This is a genomic window from Streptomyces longhuiensis, from assembly GCF_020616555.1.
GTDB classification, from domain to species: domain Bacteria; phylum Actinomycetota; class Actinomycetes; order Streptomycetales; family Streptomycetaceae; genus Streptomyces; species Streptomyces longhuiensis.
Map to the genome: position 1 here is coordinate 6,936,188 of NZ_CP085173.1, position 18,680 is coordinate 6,954,867.

The 18,680-nt window shown below is 69.4% G+C and carries 12 protein-coding genes; 8 read left to right on the top strand and 4 right to left on the bottom strand.

Features of this window, described 5'->3' with window-relative positions; genetic code table 11:
* Positions 1-85 precede the first annotated feature (85 nt).
* Both LGI35_RS31930 and LGI35_RS31935 read right to left on the bottom strand, forming a co-directional pair.
* Positions 86-1,288 (bottom strand): trypsin-like serine peptidase, encoded by a 1,203-nt coding sequence (locus LGI35_RS31930; RefSeq protein WP_227297759.1) that lies wholly within the window; start codon positions 1,286-1,288, stop codon positions 86-88.
* Between the two features lie 218 nt (positions 1,289-1,506).
* Positions 1,507-2,733 carry a trypsin-like serine peptidase gene (locus LGI35_RS31935; RefSeq protein WP_227297760.1) on the bottom strand — a complete coding sequence of 409 codons (1,227 nt, stop codon included), beginning with the start codon at positions 2,731-2,733 and terminating at the stop codon, positions 1,507-1,509.
* A gap of 384 nt (positions 2,734-3,117) precedes the next feature.
* On the opposite strand from LGI35_RS31935, the gene LGI35_RS31940 reads away from it, so the two are divergent.
* The 5 genes from LGI35_RS31940 to LGI35_RS31960 all read left to right on the top strand — a co-directional run bounded on the left by LGI35_RS31940 (position 3,118) and on the right by LGI35_RS31960 (position 12,063).
* The gene (locus LGI35_RS31940) at positions 3,118-4,524 is read left to right on the top strand and encodes a diaminobutyrate--2-oxoglutarate transaminase family protein (RefSeq protein WP_376694178.1); all 1,407 of its coding nucleotides are present in this window, start codon (positions 3,118-3,120) and stop codon (positions 4,522-4,524) included.
* A 746-nt stretch (positions 4,525-5,270) separates the two neighbouring features.
* On the top strand, positions 5,271-7,043 hold the full coding sequence (locus LGI35_RS31945; RefSeq protein ID WP_481007113.1) for an IucA/IucC family protein: 1,773 nt from the start codon (positions 5,271-5,273) through the stop codon (positions 7,041-7,043).
* 39 nt (positions 7,044-7,082) lie between these two features.
* Positions 7,083-7,982 (top strand): GNAT family N-acetyltransferase, encoded by a 900-nt coding sequence (locus LGI35_RS31950; RefSeq protein WP_227297761.1) that lies wholly within the window; start codon positions 7,083-7,085, stop codon positions 7,980-7,982.
* A 57-nt stretch (positions 7,983-8,039) separates the two neighbouring features.
* Positions 8,040-10,040, top strand: coding sequence for an IucA/IucC family protein (locus LGI35_RS31955; RefSeq protein WP_423835741.1), 2,001 nt, complete (start codon positions 8,040-8,042; stop codon positions 10,038-10,040).
* A gap of 40 nt (positions 10,041-10,080) precedes the next feature.
* Positions 10,081-12,063 (top strand): ATP-dependent DNA helicase, encoded by a 1,983-nt coding sequence (locus tag LGI35_RS31960; RefSeq protein WP_227297762.1) that lies wholly within the window; start codon positions 10,081-10,083, stop codon positions 12,061-12,063.
* Positions 12,064-12,245: 182 nt separating this feature from the next.
* On the opposite strand, the gene lexA is transcribed toward LGI35_RS31960, so the two are convergent.
* Positions 12,246-13,031, bottom strand: coding sequence for a transcriptional repressor LexA (lexA, locus tag LGI35_RS31965; RefSeq protein ID WP_100591111.1), 786 nt, complete (start codon positions 13,029-13,031; stop codon positions 12,246-12,248).
* A 516-nt stretch (positions 13,032-13,547) separates the two neighbouring features.
* On the opposite strand from lexA, the gene nrdR reads away from it, so the two are divergent.
* Positions 13,548-14,093 carry a transcriptional regulator NrdR gene (gene nrdR, locus LGI35_RS31970; RefSeq protein WP_227297763.1) on the top strand — a complete coding sequence of 182 codons (546 nt, stop codon included), beginning with the start codon at positions 13,548-13,550 and terminating at the stop codon, positions 14,091-14,093.
* 136 nt (positions 14,094-14,229) lie between these two features.
* Positions 14,230-17,130: a vitamin B12-dependent ribonucleotide reductase gene (locus LGI35_RS31975; protein ID WP_227297764.1), complete on the top strand. Its 2,901-nt coding sequence runs from the start codon at positions 14,230-14,232 to the stop codon at positions 17,128-17,130.
* Between the two features lie 77 nt (positions 17,131-17,207).
* Here the strand turns inward: LGI35_RS31975 and LGI35_RS31980 are convergent, their stop codons facing one another.
* Positions 17,208-17,735 carry a TerD family protein gene (locus tag LGI35_RS31980; RefSeq protein WP_227297765.1) on the bottom strand — a complete coding sequence of 176 codons (528 nt, stop codon included), beginning with the start codon at positions 17,733-17,735 and terminating at the stop codon, positions 17,208-17,210.
* 100 nt (positions 17,736-17,835) lie between these two features.
* Here LGI35_RS31980 and LGI35_RS31985 point away from each other — a divergent pair, with 100 nt between their 5' ends.
* Positions 17,836-18,660 (top strand): arylamine N-acetyltransferase family protein, encoded by an 825-nt coding sequence (locus LGI35_RS31985; protein ID WP_227297766.1) that lies wholly within the window; start codon positions 17,836-17,838, stop codon positions 18,658-18,660.
* Positions 18,661-18,680: the final 20 nt, after the last annotated feature.

Consider the following 18,680-nt stretch of genomic DNA (forward strand, 5'->3'; position numbering starts at 1 on the left):
GCAGCAGCCAGGCATCGTGCCGACGGCGAGGGCCCGCCCCCAACTTCCTGGGGGCGGGCCCTCGTTCGTTCGGTGAAGCCGGCGGTTACTGGCTGCCGTACTTCTCGCTCATCGTGTCGAAGACCTGCTGGGCGCCCTTGCCCAGCTGCGGTCCGGCCAGCCAGGTGTTCTCGGCCGGGCCGATCGACGTGTTCGACACCAGCTCCGTCTTCCCGTCGACCATCCGGAACCAGCCGCCACCGGAGGAACCGCCGGTCATGGTGCAGCCGATGCGGTACATCGTCGGCATGTCGGGGCTGAGGGACAGGCGGCCCGGACGGTCGATGCACTTGTGCATCAGCTGGCCGTTGAACGGCGGCGCGGCCGGGTAGCCCCAGGCGCCCATGCTGGCCACGGACTGGACGGAGGGCTCGGAGAAGTCGACGGGCAGCGCGTTGCCGACAGTCTCCTCAAGGGACTTGGAGCCCTGCTCCGGCTTCACGTGCAGCACCGCGTAGTCGTACGGAGCGCCCGCACCACCCGACTCGGCGCCCGTGTCGATCCACTCGTTGGAGGTCGAGGCCCAGTCGGCCCAGAAGGTGCCGTACGGGGCGACCTCCTGCTGGGCGGCGTTCTGCAGCTGCGCCTCGGACTTGCCCAGGTCGTTGTAGGCCGGGACGAAGGCGATGTTGCGGTACCAGCCGCCCGCCGCACCCGCGTGCACGCAGTGGCCCGCGGTCCAGACGAGGTTGGACTTGCCCGGGTTGCGCGGGTCCTTCACGACGGTGCCGGAGCAGACCATCGAACCCTCGGGCGAGTCGAAGAAGACCTTGCCGACCGGGGCGGCGTTCTCGTGGTACGGGGTCTTCTCGGGCACGGCCTTGACGGGCTGCGGCTCAGGGTCCGTGGTGCCCTGGTCGGCCGACGCGTCCTTCGCGGCGATCGTCTTGTCCGGGTCCTTGGCGGACTTCATCCGCTCGGGCTTCCAGTGGTCCTTGATGACCGGGTTGACGAAGTCCTTGGCCTCGCGCAGCCAGTCGTCCTTGTCCCAGTTCTTCCAGGCGCCGTTCTTCCACTTGTCCGGGTCGATGCCGTGCTTCTTGAGCTGGTCGGCTATGCCCCCGGGCAGCTGGCCGTCGGATCCCTTGTCGGCTCCCTGCGAAGCCGAGGCGCCCGACTTGTCACTCGCCTTGTCGTCGCTCGGGCCGCAGGCCGTGGCGGTGAGCGCCAGGGCCGCGGCGAGCCCCGTAGCGGCGAGGACGTTGCGACGGCCCCGGCTCCGCGTGGATGACGGACGTGTGGAACGCATGGTGCTGTTACCCCCGATGAAGCGAATATGTCATGAGCTTGTCAGGTCCGATGTGAGCCCCGTGCGGAGATCGCGGACACAGCACCCCACTATGCCTGTGGAGTTGAGGACGAACAGCGGCGGGGTGGTGAAGGTTTCGTCACCCCGCCGCCGCCCGTTGCCCGCCTACTGGCGTCGCCCGCTGGCCGGCGTTGTCCGCACTGCCGGAGTCAACTGACCTACTTGTCGGCGTACTTCTTGCTGACCGCGTCGTAGATCCCCTTGGCCTCCTTGCCGAGGCGCGGGCCTGCGAGCCAGCCGGCCGTCACCGGGCCGATCGACGTGTTCGACACCAGCGACGGCTTGCCGCTGGAGCCCTGCGCGATCCAGCCGCCACCGGAGGAACCGCCGGTCATGGTGCACCCGATGCGGTACATCGTCGGCTCGGCCTTCGCGAGCGAGAGCCGGCCCGGCTTGTCGGCGCACTGGTACAGCGTCTGGCCGTCGTACGGCGGCGCGGCCGGGTAGCCCTTCGCCGTCATCGTCGCGATCTTCGGCACCGCGGGCGCGTTGAAGTCGACCGGCACGGCCGTGCCGACCGCCTCTTCGAGGGACTTGCCCTCGCTGCCCTTCTCCGGAGTGACCTGGATGACCGCGAAGTCGTACGGCGCGCCCTGCCCGCCCGTCGGACCGCCCTGCTCGATCCACTGGTCGGACGTCTGCGCCCACGCGCCCCACCAGACGCCGTACGGAGCGACCTCTTCCTTGGTGGCGGTCTTGAGCTGCTCGTCCGACAGGCCCGCGTTGTTGTACGAGGGCACGAAGGCGATGTTGCGGTACCAGCCGCCGTTCTTGCCGGCGTGCACGCAGTGGCCCGCGGTCCACACCATGTTCGACTTGCCCGGGTGCGCGGGGTCCGTGACGACCGTCGCCGAGCAGACCATCGAGCCCTCGGGGCCGTCGAAGAAGAGCTTTCCGGCGTACGGCGCGCTCTCGTGGTACGGCGTGCCGACGGCCGCGGCCTTCACCGGCTGCGGCGTCGGGTCCGTCACGCCCTGGTCGCCCGAGATGTCGTTGTCGTCGACCTCGTTGTCCGGGTTCTTGTCGGCGTCACGCATCCGGTCCCGGTCCCACAGGCCGTCGATGATGGGGTTGACGTAGTCCTGCGCCTCACGCAGCCACTTGTCCTTGTCCCAGTTCTTCCACTCGCCGTTCTTCCACTTGTCCAGATCAATACCGTGCTCCTTGAGCCGGTCCTTGATGTCGTCCGGGATCTGGAGCTTGTCGTTGCCGTCCTGCGCCGCGGACGCGGTCGGCTTCGCGTCCGCGTTGTCGTCGCCCGGACCGCACGCGGTGGCGGTGAGCGCGAGCGCCGCACCCATGGCGAGAGCGGCCGCCACGGGGGAGGTTCTGCGGCGCGTGCTCCTCCCGCGCTGAACGGTCAAGAGCGGACGTATGGGTCGCATGTCGTGAATCCCCCTGGGCTTCGAGAACTGTGCAGTGCCGGCCGCCGGCGGTCGTGAACCCGTCGCGCCACGCTCGGCACTTGATGTGCCTCGCCCCGCGACCGAACCCTCCGCCCTCCGTCGAACGGCAACCCACCCTATGCGCGCCCTGTGGGGGACTACCCACGGAACGGCAACGGTTCCGTCACGGCATGGATCTTCCAAGAGGCAAGGATTTTCCGCCGACCCGTGATCCCGCGCAGTCACCGTCGTTAGTACGTACGGGGGATTCGCCGTCGTCGTTCGGTCCTTGGGGTTCCGCCCCGGACACCCGTACGTCAACTGATCCCCCCATAGCGAGAATTCGACCGGATCCAGCGGGATCCAGGGGGAGGACCAGCAGCAGTGGCCGTCACCGAGCCTGCGCCCGCGGCGGTGCCCGCGGGGTACGAGGGGGGCGCCGCCCGTGAGGGCGTTGCCCAAGAGGGAATCCTGCGGCGGCAGTCCGCGCGGGAGTCGGCGGCCCGCACCTATGCGCGCGCCCTGCCGATCGTGCCCGTGCGGGCGCGCGGCCTGACGATCGAGGGCGCCGACGGACGCCGGTACCTCGACTGCCTCTCCGGCGCGGGCACGCTGGCCCTCGGCCACAACCACCCTGTCGTGCTCGAAGCGATCAGGCGCGTACTCGACTCCGGCGCCCCCCTGCATGTGCTCGACCTGGCCACCCCCGTGAAGGACGCCTTCACGACGGAACTCTTCCGAACGCTGCCCGCCGGGCTCGCCGAGCGGGCACGGATCCAGTTCTGTGGACCGGCCGGCACCGACGCGGTGGAGGCCGCCCTGAAACTCGTCCGCACGGCCACCGGTCGCAGCGGAATGCTCGCCTTCACCGGCGCCTATCACGGGATGACCGCGGGGGCGCTCGAAGCGTCCGGCGGGGCGCAGGACGTCAGGGTCGCGCGGCTGCCCTTTCCGCAGGACTACCGCTGTCCCTTCGGCGTCGGCGGTGAGCGCGGCGCCGAACTCTCCGCGCGCTGGACCGAATCCCTCATCGACGATCCCAAGTCGGGGGTGCCGCACCCCGCCGGCATGATCCTCGAACCCGTCCAGGGGGAAGGCGGGGTGATTCCCGCGCCCGACGCCTGGATGCGCCGGATGCGCGAACTCACGGCGGCGCGCTCCATCCCGCTGATCGCCGACGAGGTCCAGACCGGCGTGGGCAGGACCGGCGCCTTCTGGGCGGTCGAACACAGCGGCGTGGTGCCCGACGTCATGGTCCTTTCCAAGGCGATCGGCGGCAGCCTTCCCCTGGCCGTCGTCGTCTATCGCGACGACCTCGACGTGTGGCAACCCGGGGCCCACGCCGGCACGTTCCGCGGGAACCAGCTCGCCATGGCCGCCGGCGCCGCGACCCTCGCCTATGTCCGGGAGAACCGTCTCGCCGAACGCGCCGCCCTCCTGGGTGCCCGCATGGTGGGCCAGCTCCAGGGCCTCGCCGCCGAACACCCCTGCATCGGGGACGTGCGAGGCCGCGGCCTGATGATCGGCGTCGAGCTGGTCGACGTAGGCGCCGTCCAGGACCCGGACCGGCCGGCCGCACCCGACGTGGGCCCACATCCTCCCGCGCCCGAACTCGCCGCCTCCGTGCAGCGCGAATGCCTCCGCCGTGGACTCATCGTCGAGCTCGGCGGCCGCCACTCCAGCGTCGTACGCCTTCTGCCGCCCCTCACGATCACCGATGAACAGGCTGCCGCCGTCGTCGAGCGTCTCGCGGACGCCCTGGCCGAGGCGGCCCGCACGCATCGCGGATAGCCGAGCCGGGACCGGCCCCGTCCTGGAGCCCCACACCCGCCAGGCCAGGGCCACCACGACACGGACCACCACGGACAGCAGCGGAACACCGGACAGTCCGGACCACCGCATCACGGAGTCAACTACCCCACAAGGAAGCCCCGTTGAACGCCAATCCCGCCCCCGACGACCGACACAGCCCCCAGGCGACCGGAGCCTGCGACACGCAGCCCCAACTCGCCCCGGAACGCGGGACGGTCCCCCGGCAGAAGGACGGCAGCCAGGAGGCCGAGCATCTGCACGGCTCCACCGCCGACCTGCTGGAGCATCCCGACCCCGCCACCGCGGCCCAGGCCGCGGCCGTCGAGAACCTGCTCCGCTGCTGGGCGCGGGAGAACGATCTGGCCGAACCCCCGCACGGCACTCTGCGAATTCCTCTGCCCGCAAGTGGCACCGCCCTCCTCATCCCTGTCCATTACTGGTCCGCGACCGGCTGGCACCGGTTCGGCATGCCCCATCTCCAGGGCGGCCCGCTCGACGCCCCGCGCGTCGACGCGGTCACCGTTGCCGCTCTCCTGAGCCGCGAGGCATCGGGCCCGGGAAGCGCGACCGAGGTGGGTGACGGTGTCGGTGTCCGAGTGAGGGGCGGCGGCGGAAGCGCCGGTGACGCGCCCCGGCGGGAGGACGCCGTTCCGTGGTCGCGGGGCACGCCGGACACCGCTCCCAGGGCTCCGGGCGGGCCGGAGTCGCCGACCGGCGGGGCGCCGATTCCGACCGCCTCGGCACCGGCCCAGACCGTTTCGGCGCAGACCCCGAGCGTCTTCGCGCCGCCCACGCCGACCGTCCCGGACACCTCCCAGTTCGCCGCCGCTACCACCGCACCCGCGGCGCCGCGTCCGCACGTCGACCCCGTTGCGCAGCCCGACGTCAGTGGCGAGTCCTCCTACCCGGAGGCGCAGGCTCCCCGCCCCGAAGTCCCCCGCTCGGAGTCCGCTCGCCCCGAGTCCCTCCACCTCGAGTCCGCTCGCCCCGAGCCGTCTCCCCACGTCACCCCTCACTCCTCCCACTCCACCCCCTCAGGCGACGGGGCCGACCTAGTGGGGCGCGTGGCCGACTCGATTCGCCGCACCGCCGACTTCATCGCCCACCGCCGCATCAACCCCCGCGACACGACCGACCTCTTTCTGGCCGCCGAACAGTCCCTCCTGCTCGGCCACCCTCTGCACCCGACGCCGAAGAGTCGCGAGGGCCTGTCCGAGGCCGAATCCCGGCTCTACTCACCCGAGTTGCAGGGATCCTTCCCCGTGCACTGGATGGCGGTGAACCGCTCGGTGCTCGCGATGGACTCGGCCTGGACCCAGCGGGGCCGCCCGCTCCCGGCAGACCAGCTCATCCTCCAACTCGCCGGGACGGAACTGCCTCTGCCCGACGGCCACGCCGCCCTGCCCTTGCACCCCTGGCAGGTTCGCGAGCTCAAGCATCGCCCCCAGACTGCGGCCCTCCTCGACGCCGGCCTTCTTCGTGACCTCGGTCCGCACGGCGCCCCCTGGTACCCCACCTCCTCCGTTCGTACCCTCTACCGGCCCGATGCGTCGGCCATGCTGAAGCTCTCGCTCGGCCTGCGCATCACCAACTCCCGTCGGGAGAATCTCCGTAAGGAACTCCACCGCGGAGTCGAGGTCCACCGACTGCTGCGCACGGGGCTCTTCGAGCAGTGGCAGGCGGCCCACCCTGGATTCGACATCGTCCGCGACCCGGCCTGGCTCGCCGTCAACGGCCCGGACGGCGAACCGGTGGCCGGCCTGGACGTGATGATCCGGAACAACCCGTTCGCACCCGGAGACGACGCAGCCTGCATCGCCGGCCTCGTGTCACCCAGACCCCCGGCCATGCCCCACGGGCAACGGGACCGCCATCTCATGCGCTCCCGCCTCGCCGAGACGATCACCCGCCTCGCCGGCCGCACCGGACGCCCCCGTGGCGCCGTCGCCGCCGAGTGGTTCCTGCGCTACCTCGAGCGCGTCGTACGCCCCGTGCTCTGGCTCGACAGCACCGCAGGCGTGGCCCTGGAGGCCCATCAGCAGAACACGCTGCTGCTGCTCGACCCCGAAGGCTGGCCCGTCGGCGGACGCTACCGCGACAACCAGGGCTACTACTTCCGCGAGTCCCGGCGCGCCGAGCTGGACGGCCGGCTGCCCGGCATCGGCAGCCACAGTGACACCTTCGTCTCCGACGACGTCACCGATGAGAGGTTCGCCTACTACCTCGGGATCAACAACGTCTTCGGTCTCATCGGCGCCTTCGGCTCCCAACAGCTGGCGGACGAAGGGCTGTTGCTCGCCGCCTTCCGCGGGTTCCTCTCCGATGTCGCGTCGGGCCCGGACAAGCTCCGCACCCCGCTGCCCGGATACCTCCTCGACTCCCCGGCCCTGCGCTGCAAGGCCAACCTCCTCACCCGCCTGCACGGACTCGACGAACTGGTCGGTCCCGTCGACACCCAGTCCGTCTACGTCACCATCGCCAACCCCCTTCATTCCTGAGGAACATGCCCCACCCCATCCCCTGAGAGGAACGTCGCCGTGTCATCCACCGACGCGCGCACCGACGGCGGAGCCACGCCCGCCACCGCCCAAACCGATGCCGTCACCGACGAGATCGCCGACACGGGATCCGGCGCCGACGAGCTCACAGGTTCCGACCCCGGCGGCGGCACGGACGTCGCCGACACCCTGGACCTGCGTCTGCCCGACGAACTCATCGACCTGATCGCCGGACAGGGTGGAACCGGCGGACAGAGCAACGGCAGCGTGGGCCAGGGGGCCGGCGCAGGCTTTTCCGGGTACGGGCGCGCGGGCGACGGAACGCGAGCGCACGTACCGGGCGGCACCTCGACGGCCCTGGCGGACGACGACCTGCTCGACGACGTCGGAGCGTGGGGACCGGTCACCACACGTTCCGGCGTCTTCCAACTGGTTCCCGTCCGTATGGAACGCGACCTACCGCTGATCAGCCGCTGGATGAACGACCCAGCCGTAGCCGCCTTCTGGGAACTTGAAGGTCCGGAGAGCGTCACGGAGAACCATCTCCGCTCCCAACTGGACGGCGACGGGCGCAGCGTCCCCTGCCTCGGCGTACTGGACGGCACCCCGATGAGCTACTGGGAGATCTACCGCGCCGACCTCGACCCACTGGCCCGCCACTACCCCGCCCGCCCGCACGACACCGGTGTTCACCTCCTCATCGGTGGTGTCGCCAACCGCGGCCGAGGACTCGGCACGGGCCTGCTCAAGGCCGTCGCCGACCTCGTACTCGACCACCGTCCGCCCTGCGCTCGTGTCGTCGCAGAGCCGGACCTCCGCAACACCCCCTCCGTATCTGCGTTCTTGAGTGCTGGTTTCCGCTTCTCCGCCGAGGTGGACCTTCCCGACAAACGGGCCGCACTGATGATCCGAGACCGGGCCCTGCGCGCTCTGCTGTGAGCCCGTCACTCTTAGTACACCGCTCACCCCGATCCGGTTCCCTCCCGAGGAGTCCCCGTGCCGAATCCGTCCGAGCCCCAGACTTCCGCAGCGTCCTCCGCTCTGTACGACCCAGCGGAGCTGACCCCCGAGAACTGGGAGCGCGCCGCAGCCCGGCTGCTGGCAAAGATGATCGGCGAGTTCGCGTACGAGGAGATCATCGAACCGAAACGTGAGCCGGAGCCGGAGCCGGAGCGGGAGCGGGAGCGGGAGCGGGAGCGGGGGCCGGAGGCGGAAGGCGGGCCGGGTCCGGCGCCAGGGCGGACAGACCTCTACATCCTCCCCGTCGAGGGCGCCCACATGCCGCCGGGCAGCGCGTTCCGGTTCAGGGCCCGCCGGGGCGCCTACGGCAGCTGGCTCGTGGACCCCGGCAGCATCCAATGGATCGCCGGCAGCCCGGACGAGACCGCCGGCCGCGCCGCACGGACTGACAAGGGTGCGGACGCCGCCGAGCCCAAGCCCTCGCCCCCCGCAACGAACCCGCCGGAACGCTTCACCGACCCTCTCGTCTTCCTCCTCCGCGCCAAGCACGTCCTCGGCCTCGACGGCGCCACGCTCGGGCATCTCATCCGCGAGCTCACCGTCACCCTCGCCGCCGACGCCCGTCTCGACCACACCGCGCTCACCGCGGCCCAGCTCGCCGAGCTCGGATACGCCGAACTGGAAGGCCACCAGACCGGCCACCCCTGGCTCGTCCTCAACAAGGGCCGCCTGGGCTTCTCGGCCTCCGACACCGCCCGCTGGGCCCCCGAGGCCCGTATCCCCGGGAGGCTCCCGTGGATCGCCGTCCACACGAGGATCGCCGCCTACAGAGGCGTCGCGGACCTCGCGACAGCCGATCGGCTGTACGACCGTGAGCTCTCCCCGGCGGCGCGGGATTCCTTCGCCGAGGCCCTCCGGGAGCGCGGCCTGGACCCGCGGGCCTACCTGTACCTACCGGTACACCCGTGGCAGTGGAGCAATATCGTGCTGCCCCTCTTCGCCGGCCCCGTAGCGACGGACGCCATCGTGCCGCTCCCCACCGACGGCGACGTGCGCCTGCCCCAGCAGTCCATCCGTACGTTCCTCAACATCTCGCGCCCCGACCGCCACACGGTGAAGCTCCCGCTGTCCGTACTCAACACCCTTGTGTGGCGCGGCCTGCCCACCGAGCGCACGCTCGCGGCACCGTCGGTCACCGCGTGGATGCACTCCCTCCGCGAAACAGACCCCTTCTTGAAGGACGATTGCGGAGTCATCCTCCTGGGGGAGGTGGCCTCGGTCGCCGTCGAGCACCCTGCATACGACGGCCTCGAAGAAGTCCCGTATCAGTACAAGGAGTTGCTGGGCGCCATCTGGCGCGAACCGGTCTCCCGGTATCTCGCCCCCGGCGAGCGGGCCCGCACCCTGGCCTCTCTGCTCCACGTAGACCCGCACGGCCGTGCCTTCACCGCGGAGCTCGTCGGCCGATCCGGGCTGACCGCCGAGGTGTGGATGCGCCGGCTCTTCGCGGCCCTGCTGCCCCCGCTCCTGCACTTCCTCTACCGTTACGGCACCGTGTTCTCCCCGCACGGGGAGAACGCCATCGTCGTCTTCGACGACCACGACGTGCCGGTGCGGCTCGCGGTGAAGGACTTCGTCGACGACGTGAACGTGAGCGCAGAGCCGCTGCCCGAGCATGACCGCATGCCGCAGGACGTACGCGAGACCCTGCTCACCGAGCCGCCCGCCTTCCTGACCCAGTTCATCCACTCAGGGCTCTTCGTCGGCGTCTTCCGGTATCTGGCGCCCCTGTGCGAGAAACAGCTGGGGGTCACTGAAGAGAAGTTCTGGTCCTTGGTGCGCGCGGAGATCGTGCGGCATCAGGCGCGCTTCCCCGAGCTCAAGGAGCGGTACGAGATGTTCGACCTCCTCACTCCCCGTATCGAGCGGCTCTGCCTCAATCGCAACCGACTGCATCTGGACGGTTACCGCGACCGGTCGCAGCGCCCCCACGCGGCCGTGCACGGCACGGTGCCCAATCCACTGCACCAGCCTTGATCGCGGGATTGTCAGTGGTGCCCCGTAGGGTGGTCGAGCTATGACGAAGCCCTCCCTCCCCGAGCTCCTGCACGCCGCCGTCGCCGCCGTCGGCGGTACGGAACGACCTGGCCAGGTGACCATGGCCGAGACCGTCGCCGAGGCGATCGACGGCGGTTCCCACCTGCTCGCACAGGCAGGCACGGGTACCGGTAAGTCCCTCGGATACCTGGTCCCTGCCCTGGCGCACGGGGAGCGGGTCGTGGTCGCGACGGCCACGCTGGCCCTCCAGCGCCAGCTTGTCGAGCGGGATCTGCCGCGCACGGTCGACGCGCTGCACCCCCTGCTGCGCCGGCGCCCCCAGTTCGCCATGCTCAAGGGCCGGTCGAACTATCTGTGCCTGCACCGCCTCCATGAAGGAGCGCCGCAGGACGAAGAGGAGGGGCTCTTCGACCAGTTCGAAGCGGCCGCTCCGACCAGCAAGCTCGGCCAGGATCTGCTGCGGATGCGGGACTGGGCCGACGAGACGGAGACGGGCGACCGGGACGATCTGACCCCTGGAGTCTCCGATCGTGCCTGGTCGCAGGTGTCGGTCTCCTCGAGGGAATGCCTGGGCGCCACCAAGTGCGCGTACGGGCAGGAGTGCTTCGCCGAGGCGGCGCGAGAGCGGGCCAAGCTCGCCGACGTGATCGTCACGAATCACGCGCTCCTGGCGATCGACGCCATCGAAGGGGCGCCTGTCCTGCCGTCCCACGAGGTACTGATCGTGGACGAGGCGCACGAGCTCGTCTCCCGGGTCACGGGTGTGGCGACCGGCGAGCTCACTCCGGGGCAGGTGAACCGCGCGGTGCGCCGTTCCGCCAAGCTCGTCAACGAGAAGGCGGCCGATCAGCTCCAGACCGCGGCCGAGGGCTTCGAGCGGCTCATGGAGCTGGCGCTGCCCGGCCGCCTGGAGGAGGTCCCGGAGGACCTCGGCTACGCGCTGATGGCGCTGCGGGACGCCTCCCGGACGGTCATCTCGGCCCTGGGCACCACGCGCGACAAGTCCGTCCAGGACGAGGACGCGGTACGCAAGCAGGCCCTGGCCTCCGTGGAGAACATCCACGACGTGGCCGAGCGCATCACGAACGGCTCCGAGTACGACGTCGTCTGGTACGAGCGCCACGACCGCTTCGGCGCGTCCCTCAGAGTGGCCCCCATGTCGGTGTCCGGCCTGCTGCGGGAGAAGCTCTTCGCGGAGCGGTCCGTCGTGCTGACCTCGGCGACACTCAAGCTGGGTGGCGATTTCAACGGGGTGGGCGCTTCTCTGGGCCTGGCCCCCGAGGGCCAGGAGGGCGAGGGCCTGCCGCAGTGGAAGGGCGTCGATGTCGGATCGCCGTTCGAGTACCGCAAGCAGGGCATTCTCTACGTCGCGAAGCACCTGGCACGCCCCGCGCGTGAGGGCACCCGCAGCGACATGATGGACGAGCTGGCCGAGCTGATGCAGGCCGCCGGTGGCCGGACGCTGGGACTCTTCTCGTCGATGCGCGCCGCCCAGGCCGCGGCGGAGGAACTGCGGACCCGGCTCCCCGAGTACCCGATCCTGCTCCAGGGCGAGGAGACGCTCGGCGAGCTGATCAAGGGGTTCGCGGCCGACCCGAAGACGTGTCTGTTCGGCACGCTCTCCCTGTGGCAGGGAGTGGACGTTCCCGGCGCCAGCTGTCAGCTCGTTGTCATGGACAAGATCCCGTTCCCGCGGCCCGACGACCCGCTGATGAGTGCCCGGCAGAAGGCCGTGGAGGACGCCGGCGGCAATGGCTTCATGGCCGTGGCGGCGACGCACGCGGCCCTGCTGATGGCCCAGGGCGCGGGCCGTCTCGTACGGGCGACGGGGGACCGCGGCGTCGTAGCGGTCTTGGACCCGCGGCTGGCCACGGCCCGGTACGGCAGCTATCTGCGGGCCTCGATGCCGGACTTCTGGTACACGACGGACCAGAACCAGGTGCGGCGCTCGCTGGCCGCGATCGACGCGAAGGCGACGGCCGAAGCCGAGGAGACCGCGTAGCCGCGCGGGCCGCGCGGAGGCGTGGGCGGATCCCCGGGCGCCCGGGGATCCGCCCCGCCCACGCATCTGGCCTGCAAACGGCAGGCCCAGGACACGGCAGACAAGAACTCGGCAGGCCTAGGACACAGCAGGGCCCCGGAACCGGCGCAGTTGGTTCCGGGGCCCGGTCAAGGGGCGCGGCGTCACACCCGCCGCAGGACGGCCACCACCTTGCCGAGGATCGTCGCCTCGTCACCGGGGATCGGCTGGTACGCGGAGTTGTGCGGCAGCAGCCACACATGGCCGTCCTCGCGCTTGAAACGCTTGACGGTGGCCTCGCCCTCGAGCATCGCGGCGACGATGTCGCCGTTCTCCGCGACGGGCTGGCGGCGGACCGTGACCCAGTCGCCGTCACAGATCGCGGCCTCGATCATCGAGTCACCGACGACCTTCAGGACGAACAGCTCGCCGTCACCGACCAGCTGCCGAGGGAGGGGGAACACGTCCTCGACGGACTCTTCCGCGAGGATCGGGCCACCGGCAGCGATGCGGCCGACGAGCGGGACGTACGACGCGGCCGGCTTGCCCGCGGTGTCCGTGGGCTGCGCGCTCGGCTGGTCGGAGCCACGGACCTCGTAGGCGCGGGGGCGGTGCGGGTCCCGGCGCAGGAAGCCCTTGCGCTCGAGGGCCATCAGCTGGTGTGCGACCGACGACGTGCTCGACAGGCCCACCGCCTGGCCGATCTCCCGCATCGACGGCGGGTAACCACGCCGCTGCACGGAGTCCCTGATCACCTCGATGACGCGGCGCTGCCTGTCCGTGAGCCCCGAGCTGTCCGCCCGGATTCCGGGAGGTCGGCCCGGCAGGGAGCGCGCGGGCTTTGGCCCCTCCGCGCTCATGGATGCGTCATTCATGGCATGCACCGGCTCGAGTCGGCCCTGGGAACGGTCCTGGGCAGTGATGGTGGCGCTGTCTGCGGTGGTGGTCACGTCGGTCGGCCCCTCTCGAGAAGTTCTCCCTAGCTAGCCAACGGTAGTTGCTTTCGAAAGGTTGCGCCAAACACACGTTCGAGTGAAAAATCGCAGATTGCTTGTCGCGATCATGTGCATGGGTGTATGCCTTGCGCTTCGCCGGAGTGGCAATTCGGCTCATTACGGTACGCTTCACCGCCGAGGCCGTGACCCACTCCGTGGGGCTCCCAGTGTGCCATCCGGTGGTCCGTCAACCCGGAACCGGCCCCCTCTCCGTGCGCCGCCGCCAGTGATCTGCGCACATCCGTCATGGGCGCGCCCCCGCCCCGGTGTTCGCGAGGTGAAAGCGACACGCTTGGGGGCGAATTTGCGACCAAACCCCAGATCTAGTGGTTGGATTGCATCAGCAGCCCAGAAGTTGTGGTCCCCGGTCCTTCGAGGTCTCCGTCATCGCCTATGCTTGGGGCTGCTTCGAGGGGCCTGAAGGGTCTCCCGAAGCCATTGAGTCGTGCTGTGAAGGAGGGTTGGAGTTCCATGCACTGCCCCTTCTGCAGGCACCCCGACAGCCGTGTCGTCGACAGTCGCACCACCGACGACGGCACGTCGATCCGCAGGCGCCGCCAGTGCCCCGACTGCTCCCGTCGTTTCACGACCGTGGAGACGTGCTCGCTCATGGTGGTCAAGCGGAGCGGGGTGACCGAACCCTTCAGTCGTACGAAGGTGATCAACGGCGTCCGCAAGGCATGCCAGGGTCGCCCCGTCACCGAGGACGCCCTCGCCCAGCTCGGCCAGCGGGTCGAAGAGGCGGTGCGTGCCACCGGCAGCGCGGAGCTGACCACTCATGACGTGGGCCTGGCCATACTCGGCCCGCTTCAGGAACTCGACCTCGTCGCCTACCTGCGCTTCGCGTCCGTGTACCGGGCGTTCAACTCGCTGGAGGACTTCGACTCGGCCATCGCGGAGCTGAGGGAACAGCTGCCCGGTGCGAGTCGGGGTGACGCGGGCGGAGAGCGCGAACCATGTGACTGCGGGCCCGGAGGGACTGTCGAAGTCCCCGTGCCCGCCACCGCTGCCGACTGACCGGCCCAGGGGTCGGTCGGCGGCCATTCAGACCTGTTGCGGGCGGCAAGAGCGGCGTCCGCAATACAAGACACACACCGTGCCACGGGAAGATCGAGGCACTTCGGGGCGTTTTAGCCCGGTATAGGGAGGCGGCATGACAGAGACGACGAGTGGCCCGGCACGAGGTTCCCGCGCCAAGGGAGCCAAGGCCAACAAGGGGCTGCGTATCGAGCGCATCCACACCACTCCCGGCGTGCATCCGTACGACGAGGTGGAGTGGGAGCGCCGTGACGTCGTCATGACCAATTGGCGCGACGGCTCGATCAACTTCGAGCAGCGTGGCGTCGAGTTCCCCGGCTTCTGGTCGGTGAACGCGGTCAACATCGTCACCAGCAAGTACTTCCGCGGCGCGGTCGGCACCCCGCAGCGCGAGGTGAGCCTCAGGCAGCTCATCGACCGGATCGTGAAGACGTACCGGAAGGCCGGAGAGGACTACAAGTACTTCTCCTCGCCCGCCGACGCCGAGATCTTCGAGCACGAGCTGGCGTACGCCCTCCTGCACCAGATCTTCAGCTTCAACTCTCCGGTGTGGTTCAACGTCGGTACGCCGCAGCCCCAGCAGGTCTCCGCCTGCTTCATCCTGGCCGTCGACGACTCCATGGAGTCGATCCTCGACTGGTACAAGGAAGAGGGCATGATCTTCAAGGGCGGCTCCGGCGCCGGCCTGAACCTCTCGCGGATCCGTTCCTCCAAGGAACTGCTGTCCTCGGGCGGCAACGCCTCGGGTCCCGTCTCCTTCATGCGCGGTGCCGACGCCTCCGCAGGAACGATCAAGTCGGGTGGCGCCACGCGCCGCGCGGCCAAGATGGTCATCCTCGACGTCGACCACCCCGACATCGAGAACTTCATCGAGACCAAGGTGAAGGAAGAGGAGAAGATCCGCGCGCTGCGTGACGCGGGCTTCGACATGGACCTGGGCGGCGACGACATCACGTCCGTCCAGTACCAGAACGCCAACAACTCGGTCCGCGTGAACGACGAGTTCATGAAGGCCGTGGAGACCGGCGGCAAGTTCGGTCTGCGCGCCCGGATGACCGGTGACGTCATCGAGGAGGTCGACGCCAAGTCGCTCTTCCGCAAGATGGCAGAGGCCGCGTGGGCGTGTGCCGACCCCGGCATCCAGTACGACGACACCATCAACCAGTGGCACACCTGCCCGGAGTCCGGCCGGATCAACGGCTCGAACCCGTGCAGCGAGTACATGCACCTGGACAACACGTCCTGCAACCTCGCGTCGCTGAACCTGATGAAGTTCCTGAAGGACGACGGCAAGGGCCACCAGTCCTTCGACGTCGACCGCTTCTCCAAGGTCGTCGAGCTGGTCATCACCGCGATGGACATCTCGATCTGCTTCGCGGACTTCCCGACGCAGAAGATCGGCGAGAACACCCGCGCCTTCCGTCAGCTGGGCATCGGCTACGCCAACCTCGGCGCCCTGCTGATGGCCACGGGTCACGCGTACGACTCCGACGGCGGCCGCGCCCTGGCCGGTTCCATCACGTCGCTGATGACCGGTACCTCGTACAGGCGTTCCGCCGAGCTCGCCGCGGTCGTCGGCCCGTACGACGGCTACGCCCGTAACGCCGAGCCGCACCAGCGCGTCATGAAGCAGCACGCCGACGCGAACACCAAGGCCGTCCGCATGGACGACCTGGACTCGCCGATCTGGGCCGCCGCCACGGAGGCCTGGCAGGACGTCGTCCGCCTCGGTGAGAAGAACGGTTTCCGCAACGCGCAGGCCTCGGTCATCGCCCCGACCGGCACCATCGGTCTCGCGATGTCCTGCGACACCACCGGCCTCGAGCCCGACCTCGCCCTGGTCAAGTTCAAGAAGCTGGTCGGCGGCGGCTCGATGCAGATCGTCAACGGCACCGTCCCGCAGGCCCTGCGCCGCCTGGGTTACCAGGAGGAGCAGATCGAGGCGATCGTCGCCCACATCGCCGACAACGGCAACGTGATCGACGCCCCCGGCCTGAAGACCGAGCACTACGAGGTCTTCGACTGCGCGATGGGCGAGCGTTCCATCTCCGCGATGGGCCACGTACGCATGATGGCCGCCATCCAGCCCTGGATCTCCGGCGCGCTGTCCAAGACGGTCAACCTGCCCGAGACCGCCTCGGTCGAGGACGTCGAAGAGGTCTACTTCGAGGCGTGGAAGATGGGCGTCAAGGCGCTCGCCATCTACCGCGACAACTGCAAGGTCGGCCAGCCCCTCTCCGCCAAGACCAAGGAGACGGAGAAGACGGCGGTCACCGCCAAGGCCGAGGAGACCATCCGTACCGCGGTCGAGAAGGTCGTCGAGTACCGCCCGGTCCGCAAGCGTCTGCCCAAGGGCCGCCCGGGGATCACCACCTCCTTCACCGTCGGTGGTGCCGAGGGCTACATGACCGCCAACTCCTACCCGGACGACGGTCTCGGCGAGGTCTTCCTGAAGATGTCGAAGCAGGGCTCCACCCTCGCCGGCATGATGGACGCCTTCTCGATCGCCGTCTCGGTGGGCCTGCAGTACGGCGTCCCGCTGGAGACGTACGTCTCGAAGTTCACGAACATGCGCTTCGAGCCGGCCGGCATGACGGACGACCCGGACGTGCGGATGGCGCAGTCGATCGTCGACTACATCTTCCGCCGCCTGGCGCTCGACTTCCTGCCCTTCGAGACGCGCTCCGCGCTCGGCATCCACTCGGCCGAGGAGCGTCAGCGTCACTTGGAGACGGGCTCGTACGAGCCGTCCATCGACGAGGTCGAGGTCGACGTCGAGGGTCTGGCCCAGTCCGCCCCGCTGCAGACCGAGACCCTGAAGGCCGTCGTCGAGGCCCCCAAGGCCCAGGCCGTGGCGCCGGCTCCGCAGCAGGCGCACACCAGCGCCGAGCTCGTGGAGATGCAGCTGGGCATCCAGGCGGACGCTCCGCTGTGCTTCTCCTGCGGCACGAAGATGCAGCGCGCCGGCTCCTGCTACATCTGCGAGGGCTGCGGCTCGACCAGCGGTTGCAGCTGATCCGCTGACGCAGTGAGGTGAGGGGCGGCGGGCCACCAGGCCCGCCGCCCCTCACCCGTTCCGCGTCCCCGGGGTACTCAGTGCGCGCGGCCCATCGCGGCGGCGAACGAGGTCGGGTCGCTGTCGAAGCCCTGGAGGACCTCGCGGAAGACCCACTCTCCGGAGTCGTCCCTCGTGAACTCTGCGATCACGGCCGCCGTGGAATCGGCCACCTCGGAGAAGTCGTTCTGCGCGAGGTCGGTGTATCCCTCGCGGATCCGCACCGCCGTGTTCGCCACCGCTCCGAACACCGTTGCCCGTTCCCCCTGTTGTATGGCGATGCCGACGACCACGCGCGCGTAGGAGGGTGACAGGCGCTCCAGCTCCAGTGTCATGACTTCGTCGAACCCGAAGCCCTGGCCGGTCGTGCTGTCGCGATTGAGGGTGATGGTTCCGTCGGGGGAGCGGCTGTCGAAGTGCACGACGTAGGCCGGCGCCCCGCCCGGATCGTCGGACGTGTAGGTCGCCGCGATGATGTCGAGATCATGGGGCGGCGTGCCGATCGGGCTCGGATCCCATTTCAGCGCGACCTCGACCTTCTTGAGCCCTTTGTTGAAGCTGCTCACCGAACTCCCCCTCCTCGGCTGCTGGTTACGGCTGTCGATGACTGTCCGCTCATGACTGTTCATGACTGCTACGGACACGCTACGTCCTACGATTGCGACCATGAACTGGAACGGGGAAGAGCTGGATCTCGACGCCTACTTGGCGAGAACAGGCTTCACGGGAGACGTGAAACCGGACCTGGAGACGCTGCGCGCGCTGCACCGCGCGCATATCGCGTCGATTCCGTTCGAGAACCTGGAGATCATGCTCGGGCGGCCGGTGGACCTGGATCTCGCCGCCCTCCAGGCGAAGCTCGTGCGGCAGCGCCGCGGTGGCTACTGCTACGAGCAGAACCTGCTCTTCGCGGCGGTCCTGGAGCGAATCGGCTACCCGGTGAAGGGACTTGGGGCGCGCGTCCGGGTGGGTGCCACGTCGATTCGCGCCGTCACCCACATGCTGACCCGCGTCACCGTGGAGGACGGTCAGGAGTGGCTGTGCGACGTGGGCTTCGGCGCCCAGGGGCTGCGCGAACCGATCCCCCTGAGGGCCGGGATCGAGATACGCCAGGGGCCGTGGACCTTCGGCCTCGTGCCGGAGGACAGCGGCGTTCTGGTCCTGCGGAGCCTGCGCCCGGGCGGCTGGGAGGAGATCTACGCCTTCACCCTGGAGGAGCGCCATCCCGTCGACTACGTGGTGATGAACCACTACACGTCGACGCATCCGCGGTCCGCCTTCACCCACCGCCCTGTCGTCCAGCGTGCCGCCGTCGACACCCAGCGCTCACTCATCGACATGCGGATGTCGGTCGAGTTCCCTGACGGCACTCGGGACGAACGGGACGTACGGGAAGGCGAGTTGATGGATCTGCTCGCCCATGAGTTCGGGATCGAACTGAGTGACGAGGACGCGGCACGACTGATCTGGATGCACGACGCCGGAGCGTGACCGAACCCACGTCGTGGGCC